We start from the raw sequence: 17,544 nt of genomic DNA on the forward strand, positions 1-17,544 counted from the left end.
CTCAAGACAACATCTCCTCACGGTGTGGTCGCTGTTTGGGCGCAGCGACCGAATTCAGTTGGGGACGCGCCGGATGCTGACCCAGCAGTGCCACTGCCTCATTTGTGACACTGTGTGTCGAATCATGCGATTTCTGTTACATCCGACGTGAGGACCGACTGTTGCGGTCCGGTCGCCGTGAGTCAAGAGATTTGACCGAAACGAAGGGGAAAACCTGCGTTCGGCGAGGGGTCAGTCCGCCGGACGCAACTCGCGCCGAAGGTGTTCCGGCAACGTGACGGGCAGCCGGCAGGTGAATTTCTGACAGACGTACGCCGCGCGCTGGTCGCGACCCTCCATCAGTGGTACGGCGAGACCGGGCTCGCCCGCGACGATCGCCGTACCCCAGGGCGCGTCGGTGAACGCGATCCTGATCAACTCGGGCTGCAGGCCGACGACGGCGATCTCAAGGGGGCCGCCGGCAATCGTCTCGGCGACCGCGAGCGCCCGGCCGGCGAATCTCGGCGCCCGCTCAGCGATGGCCGCCGACGCCTTCAATGCTTCAAGAGCTGCCGTCTCGTACCGGACCGATCCGGTCAGACTCGCCAGCGTGGTGAACGCCTCGGCGGCCAAGCTGACACCGGACGGCGTGGCATTGTCCGTCGGATCCTGCGGCCGCCAGACGAGCTCCTCCGCATCCGCCGCAGTGTCAAAATAGGAGCCATCAGCAACAAACTGCTCCAGAACCCTGTCCAGCAAGGACTCCGCCGTCTCGAACCACTCGACCTCACCCGTCGCACCCAGCAATGTCAAACAGGCTTGGGCAAACGCCGCATAGTCCTCGAGTACGCCGTCCGCGCTCCCGCGAACACCATCCCGCGACGTCCGATACAGCCGCCCGTCGAGATGTACGTCCCGGATCAATCCAGCCGCGGCGACAGCAGCCTCGACGTACTGCGGTTTGCCGAGCACCACGCCCGCGCGGGTGAGGGCCGTGATCGCCAGACCGTTCCACGCGGCAACTACCTTGTCGTCGCGACCCGGGTAGGTGCGGTTGCTCCGTGCCTGCTTCAACGCTTGCCGAATGCGCTGCCAACGCCCGGCATCGTCGGGATCCTGCCGGAGCTGGAGCACCGACGAGCCGTGCTCGAAGGTGCCGGTGACGTCGCAGAGGTCGATGACCCAGTCGGCATCTTCCGTGCCCAGCACCTCGTGCAGCTGATCCGGCGTCCAGGCGTAGTACTTGCCCTCTTCCCCGTCCGTGTCGGCGTCGAGCGCCGATGCGAACCCGCCCTCCGGCGTACGGAGCTCTTCCAACAAGAAGTCCGCGGTCTCCTCGGCGATCCGCTTCGCGAGCGGATCCGCTGACCCGGTCCACCACTGCGTGTAGACGTCGAGGAGGAGCGCGTTGTCGTACAGCATCTTCTCGAAGTGCGGCACGGTCCACTGGCCGTCGACGGAGTACCGCGCGAACCCGCCGGCCAGCTGGTCGTACATCCCGCCGCGCGCCATCCGGTCGCAGGTGTGCGCGACCATCGCGAGCGCATCCTCGTCGCCGGTACGCCGGTGATGGCGCAGCAGGAAGTCGAGCACCATCGACGGCGGGAACTTCGGCGCCTGCCCGAACCCGGCGTCGACCGGATCGAAGTCGGTCTTCAGCAGCTGCACCGCCCGGTCCAGGTCGAACTCTCCCCCCGTCGGCTGCTGCTGCGCGCCGAGTTGCTCGACCACCCGCTTCCCGATCCCGTCGATCTGCTCGCGCCGGTTCGTCCAGGCGTCGGTGATCGCCTCCAGCACCTGCCGGAACGACCCCATCCCACCGCGCGCCTCCTTCGGGAAGTACGTCCCGCAGAAGAACGGCTCGCCCGCCGGCGTCAGAAACGCCGACATCGGCCAGCCGCCCTGCCCGGTCATCGCCACCGTCGCCGCCATGTAGATCGCGTCGACGTCCGGCCGCTCCTCCCGATCCACCTTCACGCTCACGAAGTGCTCGCTCAGGTAGGCCGCCGTCTCCGCGTCCTCGAACGACTCATGAGCCATCACATGGCACCAGTGACAAGCGGAGTACCCGACCGACAGGAAGATCGGCACGTCCCGCTCCCGCGCCTCCGCGAACGCCCGGTCCGACCACTCCCGCCACTCGACCGGGTTCTCCGCGTGCTGCCGCAGATACGGACTGGTCGATCGCCCGAGCTCGTTCGCCATGCCCCCACCGTACGGAATGGACCGCTCGGCGCAGCAGTTGGACTGGTGCATGCCCGTGCACCCGTTGCTCGCCAGCCGTTTCAGCCCGCTGTGGTTCGACTCTGGCTGGACCGTTACCGACGACGACGTCGAGCTGCTCCTCGACGCGGCCCGATGGGCGCCGTCCGCGGGCAACTCCCAGCCCTGGGCGTACTTCGTCGCACGCCGCGGCGAGCCCGAGCACGATCGCGTGGTCAAGCACCTCGCTCGCAGCTCCGCCCGCTGGGCGCCGAGCGCGTCCCTGCTGATCGTCACCATCGCCCATCGGTACGTCGAAGACACCGATTGGGCCTACTCCGACTTCGCGGACTACGACCTCGGCCAGTCGGTCGCGCACCTGACCCTGCAGGCCCACGCCATGGACCTCGCCTGCCGCCAGTTCCGAGCCTTCAACCTCGAGACCCTGACCGACGACCTGAAACCGGGCGCCGGCTGGCATATCGTCTCCATGATCGCGATCGGCCGCGCCGCCGAGGACCGCCCGGCAGACCGCGAACGACGCACTACCGAGGAACTCCGGACTGCCCCCTGGGACTAAATCGTCTGGGACAGGGCGATCGACAGGCCCAGGGCGAGCGCCATCACGAAGAGTTCCACGCCGACGATGCGCCAGAACGGCTGGCCGCCGTCGACGAGGTCGCCGTGGGCGCGGCCGCGGTGGAGGGCGGACAGGACGATGAGGAGCAGGAAGGCGGCGATCTTGACGATCAGCAGGGCGCCGTACGCGTCGCCGGTGAGCGGGTCGAGGATCGAGCCCCAGCCGCCGCCCTTCGCGGCCAACCGTCCGGCGGCGCTGATCAGGCCGCTGAGCAGCACGGCGATCGACGAGATGTAGGCGACCTGCCCGTAGCGCTCCAGCACGATCGGCAGCCCGGTCCGGCTCGCCCGCCCGTACCGGACCAGCCCCGCGAGCCCGCCGACCCACGTGGTTGCCGCGATCACGTGGAGGACGAGCGCCGCGCCGGCCAGTACGACGTACGACTCGTTCCGTGGGTACGCCGTGACCGCGGTCGGGATCAACGCGGCGATCGCGACCAGTACGCCGAGCCCTGCCGCCGACGACGTCTGCACCCGGCGGATGCCGATCGCCAGCGCGAGCACGAGAATGCCCGTGATCAGCAGCGCCTTGACCTCGGGCACGCCGAGCGCGTCGTCGAACCGCATGCGCAGCAACCCGACAGGGGTGTCGAGCAGGATCGCCGCGGTGACGACCGCGTTGGCGAACGCGCAGACCGCCCAGATGATCGCCGAGTTGCTCGCGTCCCGGACCGCACGCCGGCCCTGTACGCCGAGGGGACCGCCCTCGATCCGGAGCAGCACGACCGCCGCGAGCAGCGCGCCGGCGCAGCCGACCGTTGCCAACGTGGACATCAGCTTGAGCAGCGGCAGCAGCCAGGAGATGAAGAGGTCCGGACCGCCGACCCCGCCGAGGTCACGCGGCTGGCTGCCGGCCGCGAACAGCGCGACCACCAGAGCCACGGAGGCGATGACGACAGCACCGACCCCGGCCGCGACCAGACGTCCGGGCATGCGATGCCGGGCGGCGCGGGTAGCGCGAGTCGCGCTCACCGAGCGGACCGGGGAGGGGCACCATTCAGCACCCGGCTCACTATAGGGTCACGCGGAGGTGGGCTGCCCAGTCCGACACCATCTCGTGACCAGGGTGTAGCCCAGCTCCCAGGAATCGGTTACCGCACTGTCATGGCGTCAGTGCTGAGAGTGTTCCTTCGACTCCTTCGAGTCCCCCGACGCTGCATCAGTCGCCGGCGAGGTCTCCGTCGGAGTCTCCGTCGGTGTCAGGGCCGAAGTCGTAGGCGCTGCATCGCCATCCTGGGACGGCGAGCTGTCCGGACTCGCTGGGTCGCCGGACGGTGCTGGGCCGTCCGCACCAGCGCGGTCCACGTCGATGCGCTTCAGCTGTTTGCCCATGTTGCGCCACAGAAGCACCGTGGCGGCACCGAGAGCGAGCACGATCAACAGCGCGACCCAACCGGGTTTCACCGTATTCGGGTCGATCTCGGCCGTCAGAAGGGAGGTCGTCGCTGTCACGCCACCAGTCTCTCACTGTCCAGCCCGCCCGTCAGCGCAGCCCCGCGAACAGGTCATTTTCAGGCAGCTCAGACTCGACCAGACTCCGCGCAAGCTCGTAGTCCTCGGTCGGCCAGGCCGCCTGGTGCACCTCGAGCGGCACGGTGAACCAGCCGCCGTCCGGGTCGATCTGCGTGGCGTGCGCCAGCAGTGCCCGGTCCCGGACCGAGAAGTACTCCGCGCACTCGACCCGGGTGGTGATCCGGCGCTCGTTCTCCGGGTCCGGCTTCCAGTCCTTCAGGCGCTCGGCGTACGGCGATTCGAGGCCGCGCGCGACCATCGCGTCGTGCAGTGCCTTCATCCGCTCGTAGTGGAACGTGTGGTGGTAATACAGCTTCAACGGCTGGAACGGCTCGCCGAGCTCCGGGTACGCGTCCTTGTCACCAGCCGCCTCGAAGGCAGCCACGGTGATCTGGTGGCACATGACGTGATCCGGGTGCGGATAGCCGCCGTTCTCGTCGTACGTCGTGACGACCTGCGGCCGGAACTCGCGGATCAGCTTTACCAGCGGCGCGGCGGCGTCCTCGACCTTGAGCGCGCCGAAACAGCCCTCGGGCAGCGGCGGCAGCGGGTCACCCTCCGGGAAACCCGAGTCGACCCAGCCCAGCCATTCCTGCCGGATGCCGAGGATCTCGCGGGCCGCGTCCATCTCCTTGCGGCGGATCTCGGTGATGTTCGCCAGCACCTCCGGGCGGTCCATCTTCGGATTCAGGATCGATCCGCGTTCGCCGCCGGTACAGGTGGCGACCATCACCTCGACGCCCTCAGCCACGTACCTGGCCGTCGACGCGGCTCCCTTGCTCGACTCGTCATCCGGGTGGGCGTGCACATGCAACAACCGAAGATCTCCACTCACAAGACACAATGGTCCTCCAACCTCCGGCAAAACCCACGACCGACCCCCTGGACTACCTGTGACCGAGTCATCTGCCGCCACCCCGACCTCCGACCTCAACACGCGGTACGGCAGGCGCGGGCGGTCCCGGCGGCCGCTCGTGATCGGCGGCCTGGGGGTCGTGATCCTGGCCGGTCTGGCGTGGCTGGTGTGGGCAGCCTGGGTGCAGTCGAATCCGCCGGTCACCTCGCAACTGAACGGTTTCGAGATCGTCTCGCCGACGAGCGCGAAGGCCACGATGCAGGTGGACCGGACCAAATCGGTGGAAGCCAGCTGCCGACTGCAGGCGAAGGCTGCCGACTTCTCGATCGTGGGAGAGGTGACCGTGACGGTGAAGGCGGATTCGCCCCGCCACCAGGTGCTCCCGGTCACGCTGACAACGCAACGCTCTGCAACCGCCGTCGTCCTCGTCGGCTGTACGACGGCGGACCAGCACCGCCCGCACTGACCCGCGCTCACGCCGGCCAACCTGACACGGCAACCGATTACCGCGATTCTCGCCACAGGGCGGCGAAAACCTTCCAAGCAAGCGTTTTCCAAGCGTTTGAGTCGCCCTAGAACCCCTGCGTGATCGGCGGTCTCTTGCTACGCTCGTTTGATTGGTCGCCGTCGACGACGGCGGCCAGCAGTATTTTCCTGCCCATTCCATCGACACAAGGAGCAGCCCGTGACGCAAAAGATCGCTGAGGACAGCGTTGTCTGGCTGACGCAGGACGGTTACGACCAGCTGAAGTCGGAGCTCGAGCACCTCAAGGGCCCGGCCCGCGCGGAGATCACGCAGCGGATCAGTGAGGCCAGGGACGAGGGCGACCTCAAGGAGAACGGCGGCTACCACGCCGCCAAGGACGAGCAGGGCAAGATCGAGGCCCGGATCCGGCAGCTCGAGGACATGCTCCGTCGCGCCCGGGTCGGCGAGACCCCGAAGGCCGGCGGCAAGATCGAGCCCGGCATGAAGGTGTCGATCACCTTCGCCGGTGACGACGACGTCGAGACGTTCTTGCTCGGCTCCCGCGAGTTGCTCGCGCTGGACGCGTCGGTCGACATCGACGTGTACTCGCCGCAGTCCCCCCTCGGAGCCGCGATCCTCGGCAAGAAGAAGGGCGACAAGGCCACCTACGAGGCGCCCAACGGTAAGCCCGTAACGGTCCAGATCGTCGCCGCGGAGCCGTTCACCGGCTGACCCACCAAAGCTCGCAAGCGCCCCGGTGGACACCCCACCGGGGCGCTTGCTTTTGAGGGTCAGGTAATCCGGAGGCGGCTTCGCGACCGCGACATCATCCGGGACCAGGACGGGCCCGCACTCGAGCTGGGGTGCGGGTCAGGCCGGTTGCTGCTGACCTACCTCGCCGAAGGTCTGGACGTGTCCGGGAGCGACATCTCGCGCGACATGCTCACGGCCTGCCGGCAGGACGCGGCACGGCTGGGCCTGGAGCCCACCTTGTACGAGCAGCCGATGCAGGAGCTCGCCGTACCAGGCAGGTTCCGGACCATCTACATCCCGTGCGGCAGCTTCTCCTGCATCATGGACCGGCAAGAAGCCCTCCAGACTCTCCGCCGGTGCCACGATCACCTCGCCGTCGGCGGCGCACTCGCGTTCAACGTCTTCCCGGTCGGCATCAACTACGCGGAGCCACCCGCCGACAACTTCCCCACTCCCTGGGCGCCCGCGATCCAGGTCGACCTACCCGACGGCGTCACCGTCACCGGCGACTTCACGCCGGCCCAGTTCGGGCCTGAGCACGACTACACGATGGCGATCACCGCCGTCCGCCGCTACTGCGCGACTGGGGCGAACAGCTCTAGCTGGATGTTGTCCTGGTCGCGGAAGACAAGGACGGAGGCGTAGGGCTCGTCGGCGATCGGGGACTGGGTGAGGGGCTTGTCGGCGACGTCGGCGCGGACAACGCCGTGGGCCTCGAGGTGGTCCTGCCAGGCTTCGAGGTCGGCGCGGGTCGCGACCGTGAAGCCGGCGTGGTCGAGCCCGGTCACGGACTCGGCGCAGAGGGCTCCGTTGTTGGTGTCGTGGTGATGCAGCGCGATCATCAGCTGCTGGTCCGCGTCGGCGAGAATGCGGCCGACACCGCCCTGGTGCGGTACGTCGAGGATCGGATGGACGTCGAACACGTCGCCGTACCACTGGACGCTCGCGTCGAGATCGGTCACGGTGAGAGCCAGGTGATGGAGTCTGGGCTGCGTGACTGTGGTCATGATTCCCCCTTGTGCTGCGTGGCGTCCCCGTACTGAGCGAGGAACATCCGGGTCACGTCCTCGATCAGACCGGTCCACCGATCGCCGCCCGGGTCGTTGGAGATCTGCTGGCCGACCAGGCCGGTGGTGATCGCGGTCCAGATGTCGAGGTGCCGTGGATCGTGCACGCCGTTGCGTGCGAGGAGGTCGCGGGCCAGCGCGAGTGCGCTGAGCGCGATCCCGTACGACTCGGGCGACGGCGTGAAGCCGGGGACCGAGTGCTGGAACAACAGTTGGTACCGCGGTACGTCGGACACGCAGAAGTCGCTGAACCGGCGCACCGCGGCGGCCATGTCCGCCACCGGATCGTCGCTGGCCGGCAACGAGCTCATGAACTCCACGAACGACTGTGCGGCCTGCGCGAACATCGCGTCCAGGATCGCGTTCTTGGACTCGAAGTACGCGTAGACCGTCGGCGTGGTGATCCCGGCGCGCTTGGCCAGCTCGCGCAACGACAGCGCGGCCAGCCCGTTCTCCCGCACCAGACCCCAGGCGGCGTCGAGCACCGCCGCCCGGGCATTCGCCCGACGGGCCGCACGCCAGTCCCCGTCCGAACTCTTTAACACAGTTCGGATTATTTGCACGGTGTTTAAATCTTGTCAATGCCCAGTGGCACTCCGGTACTTGCGGACCGCCAGCGGGGCGAAGATCGCGATGATCGCCGCACACCAGATCAGCGAGAGCCAGACCGGGTGCTGGGCGGGGAAACCGTCGGGGCTGGCGAACGGCGACGGGTTGCCGAACAGGTGCCGGCAGGCCGCGACGATCGAGGAGATCGGGTTCCACTCGGCGACCGGTTGCAGGGCGCTCGGGAGTTGCGGCGTCGGGACGAACGCGTTCGAGAGGAAGGTCAGCGGGAACAGCCAGATCAGCCCCGCGGACGCCGCCACCTCGGGGCCGCCGACGGACAGCCCGATCAGCGCACCCACCCAGAGCATCGCGAACGCGAACAGCAGCAGGATCGCGAACGCCGCCAGCGCCTGACCGAACCCGTTGTGCCAGCGCCAGCCGACGATGAATCCGCAGAGCACCATGATCAGCATCACGAACGCGTTGAAGACCAGGTCGCCGACCACCCGCCCGGCGATCACCCCGGACCTTGCCATCGGCAAGGACCTGAACCGGTCGATCAGCCCCTTCGACATGTCGTCGGCCAGCCCGACGCTCGCCGACGCGACCGCGAACGCCATCGTCTGCGCGAAGATCCCGGCCATCAGGAACTCCCGGTAAGCACGCGGTCCGGGAAAACCGGGGATCGGGATCGCGTTCCCGAACACGTAGGCGAACAGCAGCACGAACATGATCGGCTGGATGGTCGCGTAGATCAGCATGTCCGGCGTCCGCGGGATCCGCTTCAGGCTCCGCCACGCCAGGATCCCGGCATCCGACACCGCCCGCGCGACCGGACTCACCCGGGCCGGCACCTCGATACTCATATCGACTCCTTCTGCTCAGCCTCGTGCCCGGTGAGGGTGAGGAACACGTCGTCCAGCGTGGGCCGCCGCAGGCCGATATCAGCGATCCGGATCCCCGCGGCGTCCAGCGTCCGGATCACCTCGACCAGCGCACTCGAACCACCCGGAGCCGGCACCGTGATCCGGCGCGAGTGCTCCTCGAGCGACGTCGCTTCCGGATCGGCGATCCCGAGCGCGCTGGTGAGCAGCTCCAACGCCCGGGTCAGATCGGCCGCGTCGTGGACGACGACCTCGATCCGCTCGCCGCCGACCTTCGACTTGAGCTCGTCCGCAGTACCGCGGGCGATCACCGAGCCGTGGTCGACCACCGCGATGCTGTCGGCCAGCTCGTCGGCCTCCTCCAGGTACTGCGTGGTGAGGAGGATCGTCACGCCCTCACTGACGCGATCGCGGATGATCTGCCACAGGTCGAGCCGGGATCGCGGGTCGAGCCCGGTCGTAGGCTCGTCGAGGAACAGCACCTTCGGATGCGCGATCAGCGAGCCGGCCAGGTCGAGCCGACGGCGCATGCCGCCGGAGTACGTCTTCAGGATCCGGTCCGCGGCGTCGGTCAGATCGAACGTGGCCAGCAGCTCCTCCGCCCGGCGCTTGGCCTGGTCGCTCGGGAGCCGGTAGAGCCGGCCGAACATCCACAGGTTCTCCCGGCCGGTCAGTAGTTCGTCGACGGCGGCATACTGCCCGGAGAGGCCGACGAGCCCGCGAACGGTGTCCGCCTCCTTCACCACGTCGTGCCCGAGCACGCGGGCTGTGCCGGCGTCCGGCCGGAGCAGCGTGGTCAGCACCCGGACTGCCGTGGTTTTGCCTGCCCCGTTCGGCCCGAGCAGGCCGAGCACCGTCCCCTCCGGCACGTCGAGATCGATCCCGTCGAGTGCCTTGACCGTCGACTTCCTGCCTTTGAATGTCTTCACGAGGCCGGTCGCCTCGATTGCAGCCATCCGCACGTCCCCCTTCTGGATGTGACGCAGGCCACCATCCTGCCGGAGAGCGCCGACAATTTCACCCGGGAATTATATTGAGTCTCATCGACTCAACTTTGTTGATACTTGAGTCGACAGGACTCAACTCAGGCTCTACGGTCGCGGAATGGGCATCCTCCGTCACCCTGACTTCCGCCGGCTGTGGGCCGCCGACCTACTCAGTCAGCTCGGTTCCCGCCTGAGCATGAGCGCGATCCCGCTGCTCGCCGTACTCACGCTGAACGCGTCGACACTGCAGGTCTCGCTGCTCCGGACCTGCGAGACGGCGGCCTGGCTGGTCCTCGGCCTGTTCGCGGGCGCGTGGGCCGACCGGATCCGCTGCCGCCCGGTCCTCGTGTACGCCGACCTACTGCGGGCGCTGCTCTACGCGTCGATCCCGATCGCCTGGTGGTTCGACGTACTCACGCTCACGCAGGTGTACGCCGTACTCGTGCCGGCCGGGATCCTCACGGTGTTGTTCGACGTCGCGCACAATTCGTACCTGCCACGGCTGCTCGAGCGTGATCGCCTGCTGCCGGGCAACGCCAAACTGGCGGCCAACCACTCGATCGCCGCGGTGGTCGGCGCGGGCGCCGGCGGCATCCTCGTCCAGTGGCTCGGAGCGGCGCTGACCATCGGCCTCGACTCTTTGAGTTTCCTCTGGTCAGCCGTGTGGCTGCGCTCGATCCGGGCACCCGAGGCCGAGCCGGTCAAGCCCGAACGGCCTGACCTGCGGCGCGAGATCGCGGACGGGATGCGGCTCGTGTTCCATCACCCGCTGCTGCGGCCGCTCGCTCTGAACACCATGGTGACGATGCTCTTCCAGGCAGCGGCAGGCGCGATCATGGTCGTCTACCTGGTCCGCGCGGTTCATTTGCAGCCGGCAACGATCGGCGTACTGAGCATGATCGGCCTCTGCAGCGCGATCGTCGCATCCGTCGTCACCGAGCGACTCAGCACCCGGTACGGCGATGCGCGCACGCTGCTGCTGTCCTCGACGGGGATCGGTGTCGCGTTCACCGTGCAGGCAATGACCGCGCCGGGCTGGCAGGTCAGCTGGTTCGTCGTCGGCACGTTGCTCGCCGGCTTCTCCATCATCGTCAGCTACATCCTGCAGGTCAGCACGCAGCAACGGCTGTGCCCGCCCGAGCTCCAGGGCCGGGTGAGCGCCACCATGAGCTTCGTCAGCTGGGGCGCCACACCCCTCGGCAGCCTGCTCGGCGGGGCACTTGGCACAGCGTTCGGCCTGCACACCACGTTGTGGATCGCAGGCCTCGGCACCCTCACCGGAAACGCTGTCCTCTACCTCTCCCCACTTCGCACGCTACGCACGATCCCCTCCCCCAACCCCCACCAACCACTCCACCCCGCGCCGTGAACACCATGGGTTATCCCCTGGTGTTGCCGGTTCTCCCCCGTTCACAAGAGGTGAGAACCACCAACTCCACGGGATAACCCCTCGAATGCGGGCCTGGGCGGCGGGGCTGGCACAGCGGGGCGGGGCGGCCGCGGCGGGGCTGGCGGGACGGGGCTGGAGCGGCCTCGCCCCGCGCCGTTAACACCATGGGTTATCCCCTGGTGTTACCGGTTCTCCCCCGTTCACAAGAGGTGAGAACCGGCAACGCCACGGGATAACCCCTCAAATGCGGGCCTGGGCGGCGGGGCTGGCACGGCGGGGCGGGGCTGGCGCGGCGGGGCGGGCTGGCGGGGCGTGCTGGCGGGGCGTGCTGGCGCGGCGTGCTGGCGGGGCGTGCTGGCGCGGCCCCGCCCCGCGCCGTTAACACCATGGGTTATCCCCTGGTGTTACCGGTTCTCCCCCGTTCACAAGAGGTGAGAACCGGCAACGCCACGGGATAACCCCTCAAATGCGGGCCTGGGCGGCGGGGCTGGCACGGCGGGGCGGGGCTGGCGCGGCGGGGCGGGCTGGCGGGGCGTGCTGGCGGGGCGTGCTGGCGCGGCGTGCTGGCGGGGCGTGCTGGCGCGGCCCCGCCCCGCGCCGTTAACACCATGGGTTATCCCCTGGTGTTACCGGTTCTCCCCCGTTCACAAGAGGTCAGAACCGGCAACGCCACGGGATAACCCCTCAAATGCGGGCCTGGGCGGCGGCGCAGGGCTGGGCGGCTAGGCGGGGCTGGGCCGGCCGACGCGGGGGGCGGGGCTGGCATGGCCGGGCGGGGCGGGGCAGGGCGGGGGCGGCGGGGCTGGCTCGGCGGGCTGGCTCGGCGCGGCGGGGCGGGCTGGCGCGGCGGGGCGGGGCGGGGCGGGCGAGTCCGCGCCGCGCCGGGCCGCGGCACCACCCGGCGGGCGGGGCGGGCGGGGGTTAGTCGGAGGTGATTTGGGCGGTGCCGACGAGGACTTCTACGTCCAGGGCGGCGCGGCCGCGGCCGATCTCGACGTCCTTGGACTGGCCGGAGACGGCGCCGGACCAGGTGACGCGGCCGAGCTGGGCCTCGGTGTGGACGTGGACGTCGGAGCCGCGGCGGAGCGTGACCTGCGCCGTACCGGACTCGACGCGGACGCGGGAGCGGCCCTTGGTGATCTGGGCGTCCAGGGTGGCCGAGCCGGCCTGCACGAGTACGTCGATCGGGCCGTCGACGTCGGTGACCTTCGCCGTACCGGCGGTGACGCGGACGCGGGTCAGACCGGGCAGGCGCTCGGCGTTGACGCTGCCGCCGGTGACCTCGACCTCGACCTGCAGGCTCGGGTTGACGCGGACCGACAGCTCCTTGGCGAGACCGTTGACGTGCGCCTTCAGGTCGGTCGGGTTGCGCAGCATGCTGAACCCGTCGATCGAGACGCCCATGTCGCCTTCACTGCTGATGGCGAGCGTGTCCCCGTCGCGCTTGATCAGATGCGGCCCGTCGACAGCCACGCCGTTCACGGCCGGCTCACCGATCAGCCGGACCCGCCGCCCGATCGCCCGCACCGTAACCCGCTGTACCCCCGCCGGAACCGGCACGTTGCTGTGCTCCTCTTCAACCGGCTCAGCCTCGTCCTCGGCATCCACGACGTCCTGAACCGAGGACGGCTCGACGACCGGCTCTGCCACAGGCTCGGCGACTGGCTCGGCGACTGGCTCAGCCGTGGGTGAGTCGACTGCATCGGCCCAGACCGAAGTGGACGGCTCGTCGGCAACCGGAGCTTCTGCCGCCGGAGCCTCAGGCTCGGATGGGGTGGTCTTGATGGCGGCGATCAGGGTGGTGGCCTCCTCGGTGGAGAGGTGGCCCTTGGCGACCCGGTCGAGGATGTCCTTGACCTGCTGGTCGTAGCTCTGGTTGCTCATGTCCCCCAGTGCAGCACCCCGACGGGTCGAAACCAATCGGGGAATCCCCCGAAAAGCAGTGGTGCGGACCCCCGAAAGAAGTCCGCACCACTCATCTATAACCTCACAGCCCCGCGCGGGAGCCGGTTGTTGTCACGCCGCCGGCGTCATCTCCTCCGACGCCAGCTCGTCCTGTACGGCGGTCAGCTCGGCCGCCTCCTCCTCTTCGACGGCCCGGCGAGCCTTCAGCCCGCGCAGACCGGTCAGTGCGATCACCAGTCCGAGCGCCGCGATCCCCGTCACGACCCCCAGTCCGGCCTTGTACGCCGGCAGCATCCCGGCCGCCGTGGTGACACCGACCGACTGGCCGCTGATCACCGCGGTCACGATCGCCAGAACCACCGCGCCGCCGACCTGGTTCGAGGTGTTGAACAGCCCGGACGCGAGGCCCTGCTCGTGGTCCGGCACCCCGGACACCGCCTGGATGTTCAGCGACGGGAACCCGATCGCAAACCCGAGCCCGAGCAGCATGATCGTCGGGAACACCGTCGAGAAGTACGCCGACTCCGGGCCGATCCGCAGGCTCAGCGCGTACCCGGCGACGAACAGCCCCATCGCCAGAATGATCATCTTCTCGGTGCCGACCCGGTCCACGATCTTGCCGACGTTCGGCGAGAGCGTGGCGACCAGCAAGCCGGCCGGGAGGAAGCCCAGCGCGGTCTGGAACGACGACCAGCCGAGCAGGTTCTGGAAGTACATCGTGCCGATCAACTGGAAAGCGACGTACGAACCGAAGACGGTCAGGATGGCCAGGTTCGCCCGCCGCAGCGACGGGTTGCGCAGGATGCCGAGCCGGACCAGCGGGTGCTTGGTGCGCTGCTCGATCACGACGAAGCTCGTCAGCAGCACGATCGCGAGCGCGAACAGCCCGAAGGTCTGCACCGACACCCAGCCGGCGTGTTCGGCGCCGACGACGGCGTACACCAGGGACAGCATTCCGCCGGTGACGGTGACCGCACCCGGTACGTCGTACCCGCCGGCAGCGTCGTCACGCGGGCTGTTCGGGATCAGCTTGAGGCCGAACAGCAGCACGATCAGGGCGACCGGGCCGGGCATCAGGAAGGTCCAGCGCCAGCCGACCTCGGTCAGCGCGCCGCCGAGGATGAGGCCCATCGAGAAGCCGCTGGCGGCGCAGGTGGTGAAGATACTGAGGGCGCGGTTGCGATCCGGGCCCTCGTGGAAGGTCGTGGTGATGATCGAGAGCGCTGCCGGGGCCGTGAACGCCGCGGCGACACCCTTCACGAACCGCGCCGCGATGAGCAGTTCGGGGTTGCTCGCCAGCGAGCTCAGCATCGAGACGACGGCGAACACGGCCAGCGCGATCAGGAAGACGCGACGCCGGCCGAGCAGATCGGCGGTCCGCCCGCCGAGGAGCAGCAGGCCGCCGTACCCGAGCACGTAGCCGGTCACGACCCACTGGAGAGACGAAAGGGAGACGCCCAGGTCGGCGCCGATGGACGGCAGTGACATGCCGACCATGGACACGTCCAGGCCGTCGAGGAAGATCACGCCGCAGACCACGAGGAGAGCGCCCCAGAGGCGCGCGTCCCAGGTCATGCGGGCCGGTGATGTGGTTTGCGTAGTCACGAGGAGAGACTATTCCATGCACATGCATCTAATGTCTAGGCATTAAATGCGTTTGCATTGAATGCGCGTGCATGCTATCGTCACCGGCATGGCCGCTACGAAGGTCAGCGTTGGGACTGGTGAGACCAACGCCGATGTGCGCGAATGGCGCGAGCTCCTGGCTCGCCACGCCGACCTGACCTGTGCTCTCGACCGGGCGCTGCAGGTGGGCCACTCGCTGGGCATGAGTGAGTATGAGGTGCTCGAGCGCCTCGCCGAGCTGCCGGAGCACTCTGCGAAGGTGGCGACGATCGCCAAGTCCGTGCATCTGAGCCAGAGCGCCCTGTCCCGGGTGATCGGCCGCCTCGAGGTCGCCGGCCTGGTCGAGCGGCACATGTGCCCGGAGGATCGCCGCGCGATCAACGTCCGGCTGACTGACGAAGGTCTGCAGCTTCAGGGCGAAGCACAGCCGACCCAGCGTCGTGTTCTCGCCGATCGCTTGCACGCACCTCTCGTGAAGAGCTGCGAGCCTCTACCCTCGACGGGTGACTGAGACCTTCGACGACGCCCGCGAGGTCATCGCGGACCTGCATCGCATCGTGACGCCGTCAGGCGTCCAGGAGAGCTACGAACTCACAGCCGGTGGCATCGACCACTGCGTCTACGCCCGCGGCAGGGATCGCTCGAACCCGGTCATCTTCTTCATCCACGGCGGTCCGGCCTCGCCGCTCGCCCCGGCGGCCTGGCAGTTCCAGCGGCCGGTCGAGGAGTACTTCACCGTCGTCACCTACGACCAACGCGCCGCCGGTCGCACGCTGCGCGCGGTCGACCCCGAGACGATCTCGGACACCCTCACGGTCGCGCAGTACGCCGCGGACGCGATCGAGCTCGCCGAGCAGATCAGGGATCGGTACGGCGTCGAGAAGCTGATCCTGCTCGGGCACAGCTGGGGCAGCATCGTCGCCCTGCAGGCCGCGCTGACCCGCCCCGATCTCTTCTACGCGTACGTCGGGATCGGCCAGATCGTCGACGGCCACGCCAACGAGGGCCTGTGTTTCGAGTACGCAATGCAGCAGGCCCGCGCGCACAATCACACCGAAGCGCTCGAGCAGCTCGCGTCGATCGCGCCGTACCCCGGTGACGAGCCGGTGACCCGCGAGCGGATCATCATCGCCCGGCAGTGGGCGCAGTACCGCGGCGGCCTGTCGGCGTACCGCGAGGACTCGCTGTACTACTTCCAGGCGCCGCTGCTGTCACCGGAGTACACGGTCGAGGAGACCGAGACGATTGGCGAGGGCAACGAATTCACGTTGGGCCGCGTGCTGGACGAGATGCTCACGGTCGACTACACCGGGGTGACGGAGTTCCCGATCCCGGTGCTGATGTTCTTCGGACGGCACGACTACACGACGCCGACGAAGCCGGTGGAGGCCTGGCTCGAGGCGGTCGAAGCGCCTTATAAACAAGCGGTTTGGTTCGAGCACTCGGCACATCTCGCGCCGTGGGAGGAGCCGGGCAAGTTCCTGATCAGCCTGGTCGACCACGTTCGTCAGTTGAGCGTGTAGCTGTAGCCGTTGGCAACGAGTCCGGCGAGGACGCGTTCGCGATGGTCCTCGCCGCGGAGCTCGAGCTGCAGGGCGACCTCGACCTCCTCGAGACTCAGTGTCTCGGAGATCCGCTCGTGCAGGATCTCGATGATGTTCGCGTCCAGCGCGGCGAGCTGGTTCAGCAACGTGGCCAGTCCACCGGGTGTGTCCGGGATCCGCACCCGCAGCGACAGGTACCGCCCGGCCGCCGCCATACCGTGCCGGATCACTCGCATCAGCAGCAGCGGATCGATATTTCCGCCGGACAGTACGACGACGACCGGCGGCTTGAACCGTTTCGGCGCGTCGAGTACGGCGGCAACCGCGGCGGCGCCGGCCGGTTCGACCACGAGCTTCGCACGCTCGAGGACGAGTAAGAGGGCCTTGGACAACGAATCCTCGTCGACGGTCCGCACCTCGCCGACGTACGCCTGCACCGCCTCGAACGGCACCTTCCCCGGCAGCCCGACGGCGATCCCGTCCGCCATCGTCGCCATCTGCTCCAGTTGCACCGGCTCCCCCGCCTCGAGCGACGCCGGGTACGCCGCGGCCCCGGCCGCCTGTACGCCGACAACCTCGATCGGCATCCCGTCGCGCTGCATCGCGGCCGAGATCCCGGCCAGCAACCCGCCGCCACCGGTCGGTACGACGACGGTCCGCACCTGTGGGCACTGCTCGACGATCTCGAGCCCCGCGGTCGCCTGACCGGCCACGATGTCGGGATGGTCGAACGGATGGATCAGCACCGCACCCGTCTCGGCCGCGAACGCGCGCGCCGCGATCAGGCAGTCGTCGATCGACGTGCCGACGAAGCGGATCTCCGCGCCGTACGCCCGGGTCGCCTTCTCCTTCGGGATCGGCGCGCCGTGCGGCATGAAGACGGTCGACCTGATGCCGAGCAACTGCGCGGCGAGCGCGACGCCCTGCGCATGGTTGCCGGCGCTGGCCGCGACCACGCCCCGGCTGCGCTCGGCTTTCGACAGGCGGGCCATCCGCACGTACGCGCCGCGCAGCTTGAATGATCCGGTCCGCTGGAGGTTCTCGCACTTGAGGAACACGTCGCCGCCGACGAGTTCGCTCAACCACCGCGAGTACTCCAACGGCGTCGGCGCCACCACGTCGTGCAACAGATCGGCCGCCCGCGCAATGTCCCTGGCATCGATCACAAAATCACTTTACGTTTCGC

Annotated in this window: 18 protein-coding genes; 7 read left to right on the plus strand and 11 right to left on the minus strand. The window is 68.5% G+C overall.

Annotated elements, in window-relative coordinates; all coding sequences use genetic code 11:
• Positions 1–231: 231 nt before the first annotated feature.
• Positions 232–2,184 carry a thioredoxin domain-containing protein gene (locus EV645_RS05410; RefSeq protein ID WP_130440340.1) on the minus strand — a complete coding sequence of 651 codons (1,953 nt, stop codon included), beginning with the start codon at positions 2,182–2,184 and terminating at the stop codon, positions 232–234.
• 49 nt (positions 2,185–2,233) lie between these two features.
• Between EV645_RS05410 and EV645_RS05415 the strand changes: the two genes are divergently transcribed.
• Positions 2,234–2,761 (plus strand): nitroreductase family protein, encoded by a 528-nt coding sequence (locus tag EV645_RS05415; RefSeq protein ID WP_198681473.1) that lies wholly within the window; start codon positions 2,234–2,236, stop codon positions 2,759–2,761.
• On the opposite strand, the gene EV645_RS05420 is transcribed toward EV645_RS05415, so the two are convergent.
• From EV645_RS05420 to mca, 3 genes are all read right to left on the minus strand, one after another.
• The gene (locus tag EV645_RS05420) at positions 2,758–3,792 is read right to left on the minus strand and encodes a copper resistance D family protein (RefSeq protein WP_242000224.1); all 1,035 of its coding nucleotides are present in this window, start codon (positions 3,790–3,792) and stop codon (positions 2,758–2,760) included. The two genes, EV645_RS05415 and EV645_RS05420, sit on opposite strands and share 4 nt — an antisense overlap.
• A gap of 138 nt (positions 3,793–3,930) precedes the next feature.
• The gene (locus EV645_RS05425; protein WP_130440342.1) at positions 3,931–4,272 is read right to left on the minus strand and encodes a hypothetical protein; all 342 of its coding nucleotides are present in this window, start codon (positions 4,270–4,272) and stop codon (positions 3,931–3,933) included.
• A gap of 31 nt (positions 4,273–4,303) precedes the next feature.
• Positions 4,304–5,167, minus strand: coding sequence for a mycothiol conjugate amidase Mca (mca, locus tag EV645_RS05430; protein WP_130440344.1), 864 nt, complete (start codon positions 5,165–5,167; stop codon positions 4,304–4,306).
• 58 nt (positions 5,168–5,225) lie between these two features.
• On the opposite strand from mca, the gene EV645_RS05435 reads away from it, so the two are divergent.
• The 3 genes from EV645_RS05435 to EV645_RS05445 all read left to right on the plus strand — a co-directional run bounded on the left by EV645_RS05435 (position 5,226) and on the right by EV645_RS05445 (position 7,052).
• Entirely contained in the window at positions 5,226–5,654 is a 429-nt protein-coding gene (locus EV645_RS05435; protein ID WP_130440346.1) for a DUF4307 domain-containing protein, read from the plus strand.
• Positions 5,655–5,873: 219 nt separating this feature from the next.
• Positions 5,874–6,386: a transcription elongation factor GreA gene (gene greA, locus EV645_RS05440; protein ID WP_130440348.1), complete on the plus strand. Its 513-nt coding sequence runs from the start codon at positions 5,874–5,876 to the stop codon at positions 6,384–6,386.
• 126 nt (positions 6,387–6,512) lie between these two features.
• On the plus strand, positions 6,513–7,052 hold the full coding sequence (locus EV645_RS05445) for a class I SAM-dependent methyltransferase (RefSeq protein WP_277877024.1): 540 nt from the start codon (positions 6,513–6,515) through the stop codon (positions 7,050–7,052).
• On the opposite strand, the gene EV645_RS05450 is transcribed toward EV645_RS05445, so the two are convergent.
• From EV645_RS05450 to EV645_RS05465, 4 genes are read right to left on the minus strand one after another with little or no spacing between them, the layout of a single operon-like run.
• On the minus strand, positions 6,980–7,414 hold the full coding sequence (locus tag EV645_RS05450; RefSeq protein ID WP_130440352.1) for a VOC family protein: 435 nt from the start codon (positions 7,412–7,414) through the stop codon (positions 6,980–6,982). The two genes, EV645_RS05445 and EV645_RS05450, sit on opposite strands and share 73 nt — an antisense overlap.
• A complete protein-coding gene (locus EV645_RS05455) occupies positions 7,411–8,019 on the minus strand; it encodes a TetR/AcrR family transcriptional regulator (protein ID WP_242000225.1) in 609 nt (202 codons plus the stop codon). The genes EV645_RS05450 and EV645_RS05455 overlap by 4 nt, the downstream gene beginning before the upstream one ends.
• Positions 8,020–8,052: 33 nt before the next feature.
• Positions 8,053–8,889, minus strand: coding sequence for an ABC transporter permease (locus tag EV645_RS05460; RefSeq protein ID WP_130440354.1), 837 nt, complete (start codon positions 8,887–8,889; stop codon positions 8,053–8,055).
• A complete protein-coding gene (locus EV645_RS05465; RefSeq protein ID WP_130440356.1) occupies positions 8,886–9,863 on the minus strand; it encodes an ATP-binding cassette domain-containing protein in 978 nt (325 codons plus the stop codon). The genes EV645_RS05460 and EV645_RS05465 overlap by 4 nt, the downstream gene beginning before the upstream one ends.
• A 148-nt stretch (positions 9,864–10,011) precedes the next feature.
• On the opposite strand from EV645_RS05465, the gene EV645_RS05470 reads away from it, so the two are divergent.
• Positions 10,012–11,262, plus strand: coding sequence for an MFS transporter (locus EV645_RS05470; protein ID WP_130440358.1), 1,251 nt, complete (start codon positions 10,012–10,014; stop codon positions 11,260–11,262).
• Between the two features lie 942 nt (positions 11,263–12,204).
• On the opposite strand, the gene EV645_RS05475 is transcribed toward EV645_RS05470, so the two are convergent.
• The gene (locus EV645_RS05475) at positions 12,205–13,167 is read right to left on the minus strand and encodes a hypothetical protein (protein ID WP_130440360.1); all 963 of its coding nucleotides are present in this window, start codon (positions 13,165–13,167) and stop codon (positions 12,205–12,207) included.
• Between the two features lie 132 nt (positions 13,168–13,299).
• Positions 13,300–14,793, minus strand: a complete 1,494-nt coding sequence (locus EV645_RS05480) for an MFS transporter (RefSeq protein ID WP_242000226.1) — start codon at positions 14,791–14,793, stop codon at positions 13,300–13,302.
• Positions 14,794–14,881: 88 nt separating this feature from the next.
• Here EV645_RS05480 and EV645_RS05485 point away from each other — a divergent pair, with 88 nt between their 5' ends.
• Complete coding sequence (locus EV645_RS05485) at positions 14,882–15,325, plus strand: MarR family winged helix-turn-helix transcriptional regulator (RefSeq protein ID WP_130440362.1); 444 nt, start codon at positions 14,882–14,884, stop codon at positions 15,323–15,325.
• Entirely contained in the window at positions 15,318–16,337 is a 1,020-nt protein-coding gene (locus EV645_RS05490; protein WP_130440364.1) for an alpha/beta fold hydrolase, read from the plus strand. Before EV645_RS05485 ends, EV645_RS05490 begins: the two co-directional genes overlap by 8 nt.
• Here the strand turns inward: EV645_RS05490 and ilvA are convergent.
• Positions 16,322–17,524 carry a threonine ammonia-lyase gene (gene ilvA, locus EV645_RS05495; protein WP_130440366.1) on the minus strand — a complete coding sequence of 401 codons (1,203 nt, stop codon included), beginning with the start codon at positions 17,522–17,524 and terminating at the stop codon, positions 16,322–16,324. The two genes, EV645_RS05490 and ilvA, sit on opposite strands and share 16 nt — an antisense overlap.
• Positions 17,525–17,544: the final 20 nt, after the last annotated feature.

It is taken from the genome of Kribbella rubisoli (genome assembly GCF_004217145.1).
Lineage (GTDB): Bacteria > Actinomycetota > Actinomycetes > Propionibacteriales > Kribbellaceae > Kribbella > Kribbella rubisoli.